Here is a 16,083-nt window from a genome sequence, read left to right on the forward strand (position 1 = left end):
TCGTGAATAACTCAAAAAATTACATTGCAATTTAGATAGCTAATACAACGAAAAAACCTAAATTTGCACTTTAATAAACACAACACAAACTAACACATAATGATTCATTTCTTTGGAAACGTAAACAGCAACGTATTTGCTGTACAAACAGCAGAAGAATTATCAACTGAGACTATCTCAAAATTAACGTGGCTTTTTGGCAACCAACCAAAAATAGAACAAGCATCTCTAGATGCTTTTTTTGTTGGTCCTAGAGCAGCTATGATTACGCCTTGGAGTACCAATGCTGTAGAGATTACTCAAAACATGGGAATTTCTGGAATTATTAGAATTGAAGAATTTCAAACTATAGCTGAAGATTTTTCAGACTTCGACCCAATGATTTCTCAAAAATTCAATAGTCTTAATCAGGATACTTTTACAATTGATATTGAACCAGAAGCAATTCTAAACATAGATGATATTGCCGCTTACAATACTCAAGAAGGTTTAGCTTTAAGCGACGAAGAAATTGAATATTTAGAAGGCGTTAGCAAAAAAATAGGCAGACCATTAACCGATTCTGAAGTATTTGGTTTCTCACAAGTAAATTCAGAACACTGTCGTCATAAAATCTTTAATGGCACCTTTGTTATTGATGGTCAAGAAAAGCCAACATCTTTATTCAAAATGATTAAAGAAACATCGAAACAAAATCCTAACGATATAGTTTCAGCTTACAAAGACAATGTTGCTTTTATAAAAGGACCTAAAGTAGAACAATTTGCACCTAAACGTGCTGATGTTCCTGATTACTATACTACAGAAGAGTTTGACTCAGTAATCTCACTAAAAGCCGAAACACACAATTTCCCAACAACTGTAGAGCCTTTTAATGGTGCTGCGACAGGATCTGGTGGTGAAATTAGAGACAGACTAGCTGGAGGAAAAGGATCTTTACCTTTAGCAGGAACCGCTGTTTACATGACGTCGTACTCACGTTTGGAAGAAAACAGACCTTGGGAAAAAGCATTTCCTGAGCGTGATTGGTTATACCAAACTCCAATTGATATTCTAATAAAAGCATCAAATGGAGCTTCAGATTTTGGAAACAAATTTGGACAGCCACTTATTTGTGGTTCTGTTTTAACTTTTGAACATAAAGAAGATACTCGCAAATTAGGTTTCGACAAAGTCATTATGCAAGCTGGAGGTATTGGTTACGGAAAAGTTGACCAAGCTTTAAAAGACACACCGAAAGAAGGTGATAAAATAGTAATCCTAGGCGGTGAAAATTACCGAATTGGAATGGGAGGCGCTGCTGTTTCTTCTGCAGACACAGGAGAATTTGAGTCAGGTATTGAGTTAAATGCTGTACAACGTTCTAATCCAGAAATGCAAAAACGTGCTGCCAATGCTATTCGTGGTATGGTTGAAAGTAATGAAAACTTTATCGTTTCTATTCACGATCATGGAGCAGGTGGACATCTTAATTGTTTATCAGAATTAGTTGAATATACTGGAGGAAATATTGATTTAGATAAATTACCAGTTGGTGACCCAACCTTATCAGATAAAGAAATTATAGGTAACGAATCTCAGGAACGAATGGGATTAGTTATTTCTGAAGAACATATAGACACACTAAACAAAATTGCTGAGCGTGAGCGTTCTCCAATGTACACTGTGGGTGATGTTACAGGAGATGATAGATTTACTTTTGAATCTAAAACCAATGGACACAAACCAATGGATTTAGCATTGGAAGATATGTTTGGAAGTTCACCAAAAACTATAATGAACGATTCTACAATCGATAGAAATTATTGTGGCATCTCTTATAACACTGATAAATTCTATGATTATTTAGATCAAGTTTTACAACTAGAAGCTGTAGCTTGTAAAGATTGGTTAACTAACAAAGTAGACCGTTGTGTTGGCGGCAAAGTTGCAAAACAACAATGTACTGGACCATTACAATTACCATTAAACAATGTTGGTGTAATGGCTTTAGATTATAAAGGGAAAGAAGGTATTGCCACTTCAATTGGGCACTCGCCTATTTCTGGTTTAATCAATCCTCAAGCAGGAAGTAGAAATAGTATAACTGAAGCATTAACAAACATTATTTGGGCACCTTTAAAAGATGGTTTAAAAAGTGTGAGTTTATCTGCTAACTGGATGTGGCCATGTAAAAATGAAGGTGAAGATGCAAGATTATATGAAGCTGTTCAAGCGATTTCTGAATTTGCAATAGATTTAGGTATCAATGTTCCTACTGGAAAGGATTCACTTTCTATGAAGCAAAAATATCCTAACGAGGAAGTGATTGCTCCTGGAACAGTTATTATTTCGGCTGCTGCAAACTGTAACGATATAAATAAAGTGGTAGAACCTGTATTCCAAAAGAATGCTGGTGATATTTATTATATAAACATCTCTCAAGATGATTTTAAATTAGGTGGAAGTTCGTTTGCTCAAATCATGAACAAAATAGGAAGCAACACACCTAATGTAAAGAGTGCAGACTATGTAAAAACAGTATTCAATACCATCCAACAATTAATCGCAAATGAGCAAATAGTTGCTGGACACGATGTAGCTTCTGGAGGATTAATTACAACACTATTAGAATTATGTTTTGCTGACACGAATCTAGGTGCTGAGTTAGATATTACTACTTTAAACCAAAAAGATTCATTTAAAGTACTTTTTGCTGAAAATGCTGGTATTGTAATTCAAGCGAAAGACAATTCAATTGAATCTGTTTTAACTGATGCTAATATTGAATTCCACAACATCGGAAAAGTTACAGAATCTGATGTATTAAGCATCATCAATCAAGCTGATGTATTTACAATGACAGTTTCTCGTCTAAGAGATATGTGGTATAAAACATCATATCTATTAGACCAAAAGCAAACTGCTAATGGTTTAGCTGAAGACCGTTACAACAATTACAAAAATCAAGGATTACAATATACATTCCCAAGTCACTTTACAGGAAAACTTCCTGAAATTGATACAACAAAACCAAGACCAAAAGCAGCCATCCTTCGTGAAAAAGGATCTAACTCCGAACGTGAAATGGCAAATGCAATGTACCTAGCTGGATTTGACGTTAAGGATGTACATATGACCGATTTAATTTCTGGTCGTGAAACACTTGAAGACATTCAATTCTTAGGTGCTGTTGGTGGATTCTCTAATTCTGATGTATTAGGTTCTGCTAAAGGTTGGGCTGGAGCTATTAAATACAACGAAAAAGCAAATAAAGTCATCAACGATTTCTTTAAACGTAAAGATACTTTATCTGTTGGTATTTGTAACGGTTGTCAGTTATGGATGGAATTAGACCTTATTAATCCAGAACATGAAGTTCATGGCAAGATGGTTCATAACGATTCTCAAAAGCACGAAAGTTCATTTACATCTGTAAAAGTTCAAGAGAACAACTCAATCATGTTATCAACACTAGCTGGTACAACTCTAGGTGTTTGGATTTCTCATGGAGAAGGTAAATTCGACTTACCATATAATGAAGACAAATACAAGATTGTTGCTAAATATGGTTATGCAGAATATCCTCATAACCCAAATGGTTCTGATTTTAACACAGCCATGATGTGTGATACAACTGGACGTCATTTAGTAACAATGCCACATATAGAGCGTTCAACGTTCCAATGGAATTGGGCTAATTATCCTCAAGGACGTAAAGATGAAGTGACACCTTGGTTAGAAGCGTTTGTTAATGCTCGTGAATGGTGTGAAAAGCATTAATTATTAGCTCTAGTCTCAAAAATTTCATAAAATAATATTCATAAAAAAAGCCTTAACTAATTTAGTTAAGGCTTTTTTTTACTCAAACTTCAAATATTTTATTAAATCTACCTTAGTAGCATTATAAGCTTTTAGTCCAACAACAATAAATACTAAAAAAGATAATATTATAGGTGTTATTACAAATGGTAACTTTGGCATATCTATTCTATACACAAAATTATCAAGCCAATTTTGCATAAAATAATATGCTATTGGTATTAAAAACACAGATGCTATAAGTATAATCTTAATAAAACTTTTTATTAACTGCCTCATTATTTCTTTTACCGAAGCTCCTAATGTTTTACGAATAGCAACCTCTTTAAGTCGCTGTTGAATAGTCAACGTTGCTAAAGCAAAAAGCCCAAGAAGAGACATTAAAACAACTATGGCAGTTAGTATAAAAAATAAAGTTTTTTGACGCTCGTATTTTTTATATGTTCTGGCAAAACGTTCATTTATAAAATCTGGACTAAAAGGATATCCTTGTTCTATGTTTTTTTCCCAATAATCTTCAAGAAAATCTAGTGTTTCTGGAATATCATCCCCCTTAACCTTTACTTGCATCATCCAAAAGTTATCTTTCATCCAATTTATTGTGTTCCAATGAAAAAATATCATAGGAGGTATTTTTGAATCTAAACCTCCAATATGATAATCCTTTACCATACCTACTACTTGAAAAGGTTCTTCTCCACTTGCTCCAGTGGTTATTTTCTTTCCTATTGGATCATTATAGATATTAAATTGTTTAGCTAAGGTTTCATTTATTAAAACACTAGTAGTAGAATCTGATGCAAGTTCTTGCCTCAAGTTTCTTCCTTCAGCAATTTCTATATTTACCATATCTAAATATTCATAATCCATAGCATTTAATTCTGTTTGAACCGAAATATCTTTATACATTACATTTGTGGATGTAGAACTACCTCCACCAATTATCGCTGAATTACTAGTGACTATTTCAATATTTGGATGCTTAGTTAATTCCTTTTTTGCTAACAAATACTTTTGGAACCTATTTTCATATTCGTTCATAGGTAGGATTACAACTTGATCACCTTCAAATCCAAGGTTTTTATTCATCATGTAATTTACTTGTTGGTAAATTATTAAAGACCCTACCAAGAAAAATCCTGAAATTAAAAACTGAAGACCTAGCATAATATTTCTTGCAAAAATTCCTTTTTTACTTCTAGATATATTTCCTTTTAGTACCTCAACTGTTTTAAATTTTGACAAATATAAAGCTGGTATTATTCCTATAGCTAATGACACCAACACTACTATACCAAGAATTTTAGACAATAAATTAGGAATTAAAATTGAAATCTCTTTATTCATCAACTCATTAAATGAAGGCAATAAAAGTTCTACCATAGCTAGAGATAAAATATAAGCTACTAATCCTTGAAACATAATCTCAAACGTATACTGTTTTATTAGAGAAAACTTGGACAACCCTAATGTTTTTTTAACACCTACTTCTTTAGCTCTTTGAGTAGCTGAAGCTATAGAAAGGTTTATAAAATTTACACAGGAAATTATAATTAATAATATAGATAAAGACAGCATTATAAGTATTAATTGATAATTCCCTTTACCCTCTGGGCCAGCTTCTTCAGCAATGGTATGCAACCTAATATCTGACAAAGACTCTAAAACAGCCTCTGTTCCATATTTTTCATTATACTCATCAACAGGAATCCCTTCTCTTTTAGCTCCAGGTACAATAGCATTTCTATACCAAGTTTCATTTACTTTCTTAGTAACAGATGTAATATCTGCTCCATCAAGTATTTTCACAAAAAGATTCTTAGAAAAACTTCCCCAATTCCCAGTAGGTTCCTTTTTATTTTGATAGACAGCACTAGGCATAAAAAAGTGTTTCCCCTCCAATTTATAAACTGTGGTTACTATATAACTTTTTCCATTAATGGATATAGTTTCACCTATTGCAGATTTATTTTCAAAATATATTTTTGATTGTTTCTCTGAAATAGCAATATGGTTCCTAGATTGTTTAAAAGTTACTATACTTCCCTCAATAACTTTAAAAGGAAAAAACTCAAAAAAACTTGGTTCTCCTCTTAACATATTACGTGTATAAACTTGCTTTTCACCAACCTTTACAACCCAATCTTGATACCAACTATCACTTAAATACACTTCTGTAATTTCAGGAATTTCATCAACATATTTCTGACCTTCTATACTAGTACTTGTATCCCAAACTTCACCGTCAGGCATTTTATGAATAACTCTATATGATGTATCCTTGAAAGGATTTGATTTGTTATAATCTTGCTCATCATTTAGGTATAATAATACAATTAGCAACCCAGCAAAACCTAAGGTTAATCCTAATACATTAATAATAAGATGTAACCAGTTTTTTTTACTGTTCCTATAAAATATTTTGAACCATGTCTTTATCATCTTTATAATATTTGTTCGTTTTTGATTGATTGAAAAATTTAACTTACTAACACATCTATCTTGTATTCATTCTCTTGTTCAGAAATTACAATACCATCTTTTAAAGTGATTATTCTACTAGAAAATTGAGCGTCATATGATGAATGAGTTACCATAACAATTGTTGTTCCAGATGAATTCAACTCAGTTAACAACTCCATTACCTCATTGCCATTTTTACTATCAAGATTTCCTGTTGGTTCATCTGCTAAAATAAGTTTAGGGTTAGTTACTAAAGCTCTTGCTACTGCTACACGCTGTTGTTGACCTCCAGATAACTGTAAAGGATAATGCTTTGCTCTATGTGCTATATCAACACGTTCAAGTATTTCTAAAACACGCTTTTTACGTTCAGATGATTTTACATTATTATAAATTAATGGTAATTCAACATTTTCAAATACTGTAAGTTCATCGATAAGATTAAAATTTTGAAATACAAACCCAATACTCGCCTTACGTAATCCTGAGCGCTCTTTTTCAGAATAACTTGACACTTCTTCATTACCAAACTTGTAACTTCCTGAATTAGGAGAATCTAATAATCCAATAATATTTAGTAAAGTAGATTTTCCACATCCTGAGGCTCCCATTATAGAGACAAACTCACCTTGCCTGACGTCTAAATTCAACTTATTTAATGCTGTAGTTTCTACTTCTTCTGTACGGTAGATTTTTGTGAGGTTTCTTATTGTTATCATAACTGTTTGTTTAGTTTAAAATTAATGTTACAATTTTTAACACTGTATTAATAGTTAATATTATCATACTTTAATTGATGTTTATTTCTTCTACGTCTTCAAAATCATCATAACTGGATGTTATAATTTTATCGCCTTCGTATAATCCTTCTAATACTTCATAATAGTAAGGGTTTTCTCTTCCAATCTTTATTGACCGCTTTACTGCTACATTATTATTATTTAAAACAAATACCCATTGTCCATTAGTATTGTTATAAAATTGCCCTTTATCAACTAATAATGCTTTACTATTATTAGATAAAAAAACTTTTGTATTTAATGACATTCCTCTTTTTATATTTTTTAAAATCGAATCATTATTAAACTGCATTTCTATTTTAAATTTTCCCTGAACAACCTCAGGATAAATCTTTTTAATTTCAATACTATATGTTTCAGAATCTACGTTGGTAATTCCATTTATTCCTTGATCAACTTTAGAAATATAATATTCATCCACATTAGCTACCAATTTAAATCCATTTAACACATCTATTTTCCCTATTGGTTGTCCTTGATTATAGTTTTCTCCTAAAACTGGATTAAAAGAAGATAATAATCCATCAACAGGTGCTTTAACAATAAAATTTTCTTTATTCTTTCTCAATAACTCTAAACTTTTTTGCATGTTTTTTAGAGATTCATTTACGCGTGCTAGTTGTATACTTCTACTTGTATTTTCTTCAGAAGCTTTCTTTTTAATTACTTCATTACGCTCTTTTTGAAATTGATATTCCTGAACTGTCTTTTCATAATCTAGTCTAGCGATAATTCCTTTTGTATATAATGTAGTATCTATCTTGTATTGTCTATTAGCATTTTCAAAGTCATTGCTAATACTCAATAATTGCTGATCTAAGTTTAATTGTTGGTTCTTAATACTAACTCTAATATTTCTAAGGTTGTTTATTTGTTCAATCATAGCAGTTTCTTGAGTCAAATAATTTAGTTCTGCATTAGGATTATACACCCTTAAAAGAGGCATGCCTTTAGTAATCATTTGACCACTTTCAGCAAATACTTCTGCCACAGAACCTCCTTGAATAACATTTACTAAAACCGAAGTTCTTGGTTCTACTACACTATTAAATAAAATAACATCTTCAAACTCACCCAAAGAGACTCTACTTATTTTTAAATCCTTAGCATTAAGGTTCACTTGTTTTTTTCTAGTAGCATTAGCTAAAATAAACCCGCTTAATAGAATTATCGCCAAAGTAAAAAGCAACATTTTTTTTGATTTATTTTTTTTTGACTTAATCTGTCTATCCATTTTATGAAACTATTTACAAAACATATGCCCACAAACGTGCCAATAAAAAACAAACACGTAAAACACTAACAATCAATAAACTAAATAAAATAAGCAATTTAAAAGTGTTCGTTTTCGAACATTTATTTGTTCATTTTCAAACAACTATGTAACTATGCATATGCGTAAAAAAGAAGCTTCCATATTAATTGTTGATGACGATGAAGACATTGTTTTTTCAGCTAGAATTAGTTTAAAAAAACACTTTAATAATATTTTAACCACTAGCAATCCAAAACAAATTAATAGTCAACTTAGTAATAACATAATAGATGTTGTTCTTCTTGACATGAATTATAGAATTGGATTTGAAGATGGTAAAGAAGGGCTTTATTGGCTAAAACATATAAAGAAACATAGTCCTGAAACAACAGTAATATTAATGACTGCTTTTGGTAGTGTTAACCTTGCTGTTGAAGCTATAAAACAAGGAGCTACAGATTTTATTTTAAAACCATGGAATGCAGAAAAACTCTACAGTATTGTTAATGCTGGGGTTGAGTTAGCACGTTCTAAAAGAAAAACCATTCAATTAGAATCTGTTCAGGATAAAAATAATAAAGACTTTCATCAAAAAACCGAACACATTATTGGAAGCTCAGTAATAATGCAAAACACAAAACAATTAGTCCAAAAGGTTGCTCCTACAGACGCTAATATTTTAATCCTTGGTGAAAATGGTACTGGTAAATATGTATTTGCCAAAGAAATACATTTGCTATCTAACAGAAAAAACTATCCCTTTATTCATGTTGATCTTGGTGCCTTAAATGAAAACTTATTTGAAAGTGAACTTTTTGGGTATATAAAAGGTGCCTTTACTGATGCTCATAAAGATAGTATAGGGCGTTTTGAGCTAGCTCAAGGTGGTACTATTTTTCTGGATGAAATTGGAAATCTACCTTTACACCTCCAATCTAAATTATTGTCAGTAATTCAAAATAGAAAAATAACTCGTCTTGGAGAAGGTAAAGAACGTAGTATTGATGTACGAATTATTTGTGCAACCAACGCTCCAATTCATGAAATGGTTGAACAAGAATCTTTTAGACAAGACTTATTATTTCGTATTAACACTATAGAATTAAACCTTCCTCCGTTAAGAGATAGAAAAGATGATATTGAACTTTTAGCTACTCATTTTTTAAAAAAATTAAATCAACGTTACCGAAAACAAATAATCGGCTTTACCAAACAGTCTTTATTAGCTTTAAAAGATTATAGCTGGCCTGGAAACATTAGAGAATTAGAACATATTGTTGAACGAGCAGTTATAATTACAGACAATAACGAAGTACAGATAGAAGACCTTCATTTTTCTACAAAAAAAAATACTGGTAATTTAATCGATAATTTAAATCTTGAAGAAGTTGAAAAATTATTGATACAACAAGCAATGGAAAAACATCAAGGTAATATTTCAAAAGCTTCAAAAGAACTAGGCTTAACTAGAGCAGCACTTTATAGACGTCTTGAAAAACATAATCTTTAAAATGGGTAAAGTACAATATGTTCATATAATTCTAAGAGTGCTTATCATTATAGTTAATGGTATTACAATTTATTATTTTTTAAAAACCGACTACCTAATTACCTCTATTGGCATTACATTATTATTACTACTACAAATAATTCTTTTCCTAGACTATTTAAACAAACAATTTACTGATATTGAAAAGACCATAGACTGTTTACTCCACGATGATTTTTCTAATACAATTACTAAAAGACATTCTTCTTCAGTTAATATAAAAGCATCAAAGCTTTTAACAAAAAGAAGAAAAGAAAACTTACAAAGAGCTTCTGAAACTGTAATTTTTACAAATATTATTGAAAGTTTAAGTATTGGAATTCTAATTTTAAGAAAAGGATCTAATAATAATATTGAAATATTCCAAATCAATAAAGCTTTTACAGAGTTTTTAAAAATTCCTAAATTTTATAATTGGCATTTATTAGAAGATAAAATACAATCACTCTCTAAACTTATTTCAGAATGGAAATACATGAAACATGTAGTATCCCTAAACATTAATGAAGAAACCGAGAACTTCTTTTTAAAAACCTCTGTAACACAAACAAACAATTATCAATACTTAATTGTATCCTTGGAAACTATCCAACAGTTAATTGATAAAAAAGAAAAAGAAGCTTGGTATAAGTTAATGAATGTTATGTCACATGAAATTATTAATACCATTACTCCCATAAGTAGTTTAGCTGAAAGTTTAGAGTCATTATTACACGAAGACTCTATAGATAATGACAACTTAGATGAAGTTTCTACTGGTTTGCAAATAATAAAAAAACGCTCTCATCATTTAACATCATTTGTAGAAACCTATAGGCAATTAGCTGAGCTTCCTTTACCTCAAAAAGAAATAACTAATTTGAGTTCTTTAATTTCAAGTACACTTAACTTATTTGACCAAGAATTTAAAACAAAAAAAATTAAAACCAACTTCAAGTCAGATTCAACAATAGAAGTTACTATAGACAAAAAACAAATTGAACAGGTTATTATAAATCTAATATCAAATTCTTTATACGCACTGGATGGCATTGAGTCTCCTACACTAACTATTTCTGTTCAAAAAGTAAATACAAAGACTCAAGTACTAATAAAAGATAATGGAATTGGTATACCAGCCGAAATAAAAGACAACATTTTTATTCCATACTTCACTACAAGAAAAAATGGTTCAGGTATTGGTTTAACTCTTACCAAAAGCATAATGGAAACACATAACGGCAACATTCATTTTAAATCAAACAACAAAGACACTACATTTATCCTTACATTCAATTAATAGTTCTTTTGCCATTTGATATTTGATATCTTAGATAATTTTTATACTTTTCAGTTCTTCAAATAGAACAATTAATGGCAGAAATAACAAGAATTTTTGATTTTCCGAAATACCAATTAGAAAAATTCAATTTAGAAAAAGCATTTACATCAAAATACAATGGGAAGTGGGAGTCTATCTCATCTAAAGAATATGTAGAGCTATCTAATACAATTAGTCGTGGTTTACTTAGACTAGGAGTTAAACCTGATGATAAAATAGCAGTAATATCAACTACCAATAGAACTGAGTGGAATGTTTTAGACATTGGTGTGCTACAAGTAGGTGCACAAAACGTGCCTATTTACCCTACTATTTCAAAAGAAGATTACGAATATATTCTAAACCATTCGGAAGCTACTTATTGTTTTGTTTCTGACTCAGAAATTCTCGAAAAACTAAATGCCATTAAAGGCAATACAAAATTAAAAGAAGTCTATACTTTTGATGAAGTAGCTAATGAAAAAAACTGGAAAGAAGTTTTAAAATTAGGAGAAGACACTAGCAATCAAGATGTTTTAGACGATAGAAAAAACAATGTAAAGCCAAGTGACTTAGCTACCTTAATTTACACTTCTGGAACAACAGGAAGGCCAAAAGGTGTTATGTTATCTCACAACAACCTTGTATCTAATGTTTTAGACAGTGAAAAAAGAGTACCATTTGATTACGGGCATTCAAAATCACTAAGCTTCTTACCTGTTTGCCATGTTTTTGAGCGTATGATTTTATATCTATACCAATTTTGTGGTGTAGAAGTTTACTTTGCTGAGTCTATCGAAAAGATGAGTGATAACCTAAAAGAAGTTAAACCAAATGTAATGACAGCAGTTCCTAGACTTTACGAAAAAGTCTATGATAAAATTGTAGCTAAAGGTAGTGAGCTTTCTTTTATAAAAAAGATGCTGTTCTTTTGGGCAATAGATGTAGGTTTAAAATTTGAACCTTATGGTAGAAATGGTTGGTGGTATGAAAAAAAACTTGGTCTAGCTAGAAAATTAATTTTCAGCAAATGGAAAGAAGGTCTTGGAGGAAATCTTGATTTAATGGTTTCTGGAAGTGCAGCTTTACAACCTAGACTTACACGTATTTTTGCCGCAGCAGAAATGCCTATTATGGAAGGTTATGGATTAACCGAGACATCACCAGTAATCTCTGTTAACGACATGAGAAATGGTGGTTTTAATGTAGGTACTGTTGGTCGTGTTATAGACAATGTAGAAGTTAAAATTGCTAACGATGGTGAAATACTTGTTAAAGGTCCAAATGTAATGAAAGGGTATTTTAAAGATCCTGAAAAAACTTCAGAAGTATTATTAGACGGTTATTTTCATACAGGAGACATTGGTGAAATATGTGCAGATGGATTTCTTAAAATTACAGATCGTAAAAAAGACATGTTTAAAACATCAGGTGGTAAATATGTTATTCCTTCATTATTAGAAAATCAGTTAAAACAGTCTCGATTTATAGAACAAATAATGGTAATTGGTGAAGGCGAAAAAATGCCTGCTGCACTAATCCAATTAAATGTAGAGTTTATAGAAGAATGGGCAAAACGACATGATAATATAGATTTCACTTCATACGATGACATTATAAAAAACCCTATACTAATAGAACGAATTCAAGAAGAAGTTTCAGAATGCAATAGTAAGTTCGGAAAATGGGAGCAAATCAAAAAATTTGAACTTACTCCAGATATTTGGACTATAGATGATGGTCACCTTACTCCAACACTAAAAATGAAACGTAAAGTCATTAAAGAGAAGTACAAACATCTCATTGAAAAAATTTACAGACCATAAACCTCTCAACTCCTTATAAATTAAGGAGTTTTTTTATATCAAAACACTAATAAATTCAATTTAATTGTTATGCATGCATAATTTTTTATAAATTTACTATGCGCGCATAGTATAATTTATTATATTTGAACTTTCACAGTTATTTCACACGAGTAACAAACATTAAAACACTAAAAATTAACCGATTAGAAAAACACATCTGACTAAGTTAATAAAAAAACAAAACAGATGAAAGATAAAACTATAGACTATGTACTTAGAACAACGTGGTTAACAGTACAAAAAATGTATAATGAAGAAGCTGCCAAATTTGATGCAACAATGGCTACTGCTTTTACTTTATTAAGCATTGATCCTGTAGATGGAACTCCATCAACTGCTTTAGGACCTAAAATGGGAATGGAAGCAACAAGTTTATCACGTATTCTAAAATCTATGGACGAAAGAGGTCTTATAGAGCGTAAACCAAACCCAGCCGATGGTAGAGGTGTTTTAATACACTTAACAGAATTTGGGCTTGAAAAAAGAGAATATTCTAAAGATAAGGTTCTAACTTTTAATGAAACAATAAAAAAACATGTTTCAGAAGAAAAACTGAACCATTTTTATGAAGTAGCAGAAATCATTAACGAATTGGTTTCTAATAAAAAAATATACAATCAAAAGAAAAGAGTGTAAAGTAAATGAGCAAACGTAGAATTAAAAAAGTAGCAGTAATTGGTTCTGGTATTATGGGAAGTGGCATTGCATGTCATTTTGCCAATATTGGAGTTGACGTATTGCTTTTAGACATTGTTCCTAGAGAACTTAATGATGCCGAAAAAGCAAAAGGTCTTACCCTTGAAGATAAAGCCGTAAGAAATCGTTTAGTAAACGATTCTCTTAAAGGTGCTTTAAAATCTAAACCCTCTCCTATCTATCATCAAAAATTTGCAAGTAGAATTACTACTGGAAATTTAGAGGATGATATCGCAAAGGTTAAAGATGTAGATTGGATTATTGAAGTTGTTGTAGAGCGTTTAGATATCAAGAAAATGGTTTTTGAGAATCTTGAAAAATACAGAACTCCAGGAACCTTAATCACTTCTAACACCTCTGGAATTCCTATCAAATTTATGAGCGAAGGTCGTAGTGAAGATTTCCAAAAGCACTTCTGTGGAACTCACTTCTTCAATCCTGCACGTTACCTTAAGTTATTTGAAATTATTCCAGGACCACAAACCTCTCAAGACGTTTTAGATTTCTTAAATGGTTATGGAGAGCAATTCCTAGGAAAAACGTCTGTAATAGCTAAAGATACACCTGCGTTTATTGGAAATAGAATTGGAATTTTTGGAATTCAATCTCTTTTCCATCAAGTTAAAGAATTAGGACTGACTATAGAGGAAGTTGATAAATTAACAGGACCTGTTATTGGGCGCCCAAAATCGGCAACCTTCAGAACAGTTGATGTGGTTGGATTAGATACTTTAGTTCATGTTGCAAATGGGATTTATGACAACTGTCCTGATGATGAGGCTCATGAATTATTTAAACTCCCAGATTTCATCAACACCATGATGGAAAACAACTGGTTAGGAAGCAAAACGAAGCAAGGGTTCTACAAGAAAGTTGTTAATGATGGGAAGAAAGAAATCTTATCATTGGATTTAGACACTTTAGAATATCGTTCTAAAAAGAGAGCTTCTTTTGCCACTTTAGAATTAACTAAAACTGTTGATAAGGTTATCGATAGATTTAAAATTCTAGTTAGTGGAAAAGATAAAGCTGGAGCATTTTATAGAAAGAATTTCGCAGCAATGTTCCAATATGTATCAAACAGAATTCCTGAAATCACTGATGAATTATATAAAATTGATGATGCTATGAAAGCTGGATTTGGTTGGGAACATGGGCCTTTCCAAATTTGGGATGCTATTGGAGTTGAAAAAGGTATCGAAATTATGAAAGCTGAAGGTTTACAGCCAGCAGCTTGGGTTAATGACATGATTGCTTCAGGAAGTGCTTCGTTCTATACTGTGGACAATGGTGCAACGTATTATTATGACATTCCATCAAAACAACAAACTAAAAAACCTGGACAAGATGCGTTCATTATTCTAGATAACATTAGAAAGTCAAATGAAGTATTTAAAAATTCAGGTGTTGTTATTGAAGATTTAGGCGATGGAATCTTAAACTGTGAATTCCAATCTAAAATGAACACCATTGGTGGTGATGTTTTAGCTGGATTAAACAAAGCAGTGGATCTAGCTGAAAAAGACTTTGAAGGTTTAGTCATAGGAAATCAAGGTGCTAACTTCTCTGTAGGTGCAAATATCGGAATGATTTTTATGATGGCAGTTGAGCAAGAATATGACGAGTTGAACATGGCTATCAAGTACTTCCAAGACACCATGATGCGTATGCGCTACTCCTCTATTCCAACGGTTGCTGCACCTCACGGAATGACACTTGGAGGTGGATGTGAGTTATCTTTACATGCAGACAAAGTCGTTGCTGCCGCAGAGACTTATATTGGTTTAGTAGAATTTGGAGTTGGTGTAATTCCTGGTGGTGGAGGTTCTAAAGAAATGACTTTAAGAGCCCAAGATTTATTCCACAAAGGAGATGTACAATTGAATGTTTTACAAGAGCATTTCTTAACCATTGGTATGGCAAAAGTAGCTACTTCAGCTTATGAAGCTTTTGACACTAACATACTTCAAAAAGGAAAAGATGTAGTTGTTGTGAATAAAGACAGACAAATTGCAACTGCTAAAGCACATGCCAAATTAATGGCTGATACTGGATATACACAACCTGTAAAACGTGATGACATTTTAGTATTAGGTAAACAAGCATTAGGTATGTTCTTGGTAGGAACAGATGCTATGAATGCTTCAAAATACATTTCAGAACACGATCAAAAAATTGCAAATAAACTAGCCTATGTAATGGCTGGAGGAGATTTATCAGAACCAACAAAAGTTACTGAACAATACTTATTAGATATTGAGCGAGAAGCTTTCTTAAGTCTATGTACAGAACGTAAGACCTTAGAAAGAATTCAGCATATGTTAAAAACTGGTAAACCGTTAAGAAACTAA

General features: G+C 31.5%; 9 protein-coding genes. 6 read left to right on the forward strand and 3 right to left on the reverse strand.

What is annotated here, in order from left to right; translation table 11 throughout:
- The first annotated feature begins 99 nt into the window (after nucleotides 1-99).
- Nucleotides 100-3,762, forward strand: coding sequence for a phosphoribosylformylglycinamidine synthase (purL, locus tag ACLII3_RS01455; RefSeq protein ID WP_412985895.1), 3,663 nt, complete (start codon nucleotides 100-102; stop codon nucleotides 3,760-3,762).
- A gap of 78 nt (nucleotides 3,763-3,840) precedes the next feature.
- Here the strand turns inward: purL and ACLII3_RS01460 are convergent, their stop codons facing one another.
- From ACLII3_RS01460 to ACLII3_RS01470, 3 genes are all read right to left on the reverse strand, one after another.
- Nucleotides 3,841-6,243: an ABC transporter permease gene (locus ACLII3_RS01460; protein WP_412985896.1), complete on the reverse strand. Its 2,403-nt coding sequence runs from the start codon at nucleotides 6,241-6,243 to the stop codon at nucleotides 3,841-3,843.
- A 38-nt stretch (nucleotides 6,244-6,281) separates the two neighbouring features.
- Nucleotides 6,282-6,983 carry an ABC transporter ATP-binding protein gene (locus tag ACLII3_RS01465; RefSeq protein ID WP_412985897.1) on the reverse strand — a complete coding sequence of 234 codons (702 nt, stop codon included), beginning with the start codon at nucleotides 6,981-6,983 and terminating at the stop codon, nucleotides 6,282-6,284.
- A gap of 70 nt (nucleotides 6,984-7,053) precedes the next feature.
- Nucleotides 7,054-8,241 (reverse strand): efflux RND transporter periplasmic adaptor subunit, encoded by a 1,188-nt coding sequence (locus ACLII3_RS01470; protein ID WP_412985898.1) that lies wholly within the window; start codon nucleotides 8,239-8,241, stop codon nucleotides 7,054-7,056.
- 217 nt (nucleotides 8,242-8,458) lie between these two features.
- Here ACLII3_RS01470 and ACLII3_RS01475 point away from each other — a divergent pair, with 217 nt between their 5' ends.
- The 5 genes from ACLII3_RS01475 to ACLII3_RS01495 all read left to right on the forward strand — a co-directional run bounded on the left by ACLII3_RS01475 (nucleotide 8,459) and on the right by ACLII3_RS01495 (nucleotide 16,083).
- Nucleotides 8,459-9,829, forward strand: a complete 1,371-nt coding sequence (locus ACLII3_RS01475; RefSeq protein WP_412985900.1) for a sigma-54-dependent transcriptional regulator — start codon at nucleotides 8,459-8,461, stop codon at nucleotides 9,827-9,829.
- 1 nt (nucleotide 9,830) lies between these two features.
- Nucleotides 9,831-11,147 (forward strand): sensor histidine kinase, encoded by a 1,317-nt coding sequence (locus tag ACLII3_RS01480; protein WP_412985902.1) that lies wholly within the window; start codon nucleotides 9,831-9,833, stop codon nucleotides 11,145-11,147.
- A 74-nt stretch (nucleotides 11,148-11,221) separates the two neighbouring features.
- Nucleotides 11,222-12,994: an AMP-dependent synthetase/ligase gene (locus ACLII3_RS01485; protein WP_412985904.1), complete on the forward strand. Its 1,773-nt coding sequence runs from the start codon at nucleotides 11,222-11,224 to the stop codon at nucleotides 12,992-12,994.
- Nucleotides 12,995-13,222: 228 nt separating this feature from the next.
- The gene (locus ACLII3_RS01490; protein ID WP_412985905.1) at nucleotides 13,223-13,672 is read left to right on the forward strand and encodes a MarR family winged helix-turn-helix transcriptional regulator; all 450 of its coding nucleotides are present in this window, start codon (nucleotides 13,223-13,225) and stop codon (nucleotides 13,670-13,672) included.
- A 5-nt stretch (nucleotides 13,673-13,677) separates the two neighbouring features.
- Complete coding sequence (locus ACLII3_RS01495) at nucleotides 13,678-16,083, forward strand: 3-hydroxyacyl-CoA dehydrogenase NAD-binding domain-containing protein (protein ID WP_412985907.1); 2,406 nt, start codon at nucleotides 13,678-13,680, stop codon at nucleotides 16,081-16,083.

The sequence above is a fragment of the Pontimicrobium sp. IMCC45349 genome (assembly GCF_047219225.1).
In the GTDB taxonomy this organism is placed as follows: domain Bacteria; phylum Bacteroidota; class Bacteroidia; order Flavobacteriales; family Flavobacteriaceae; genus IMCC45349.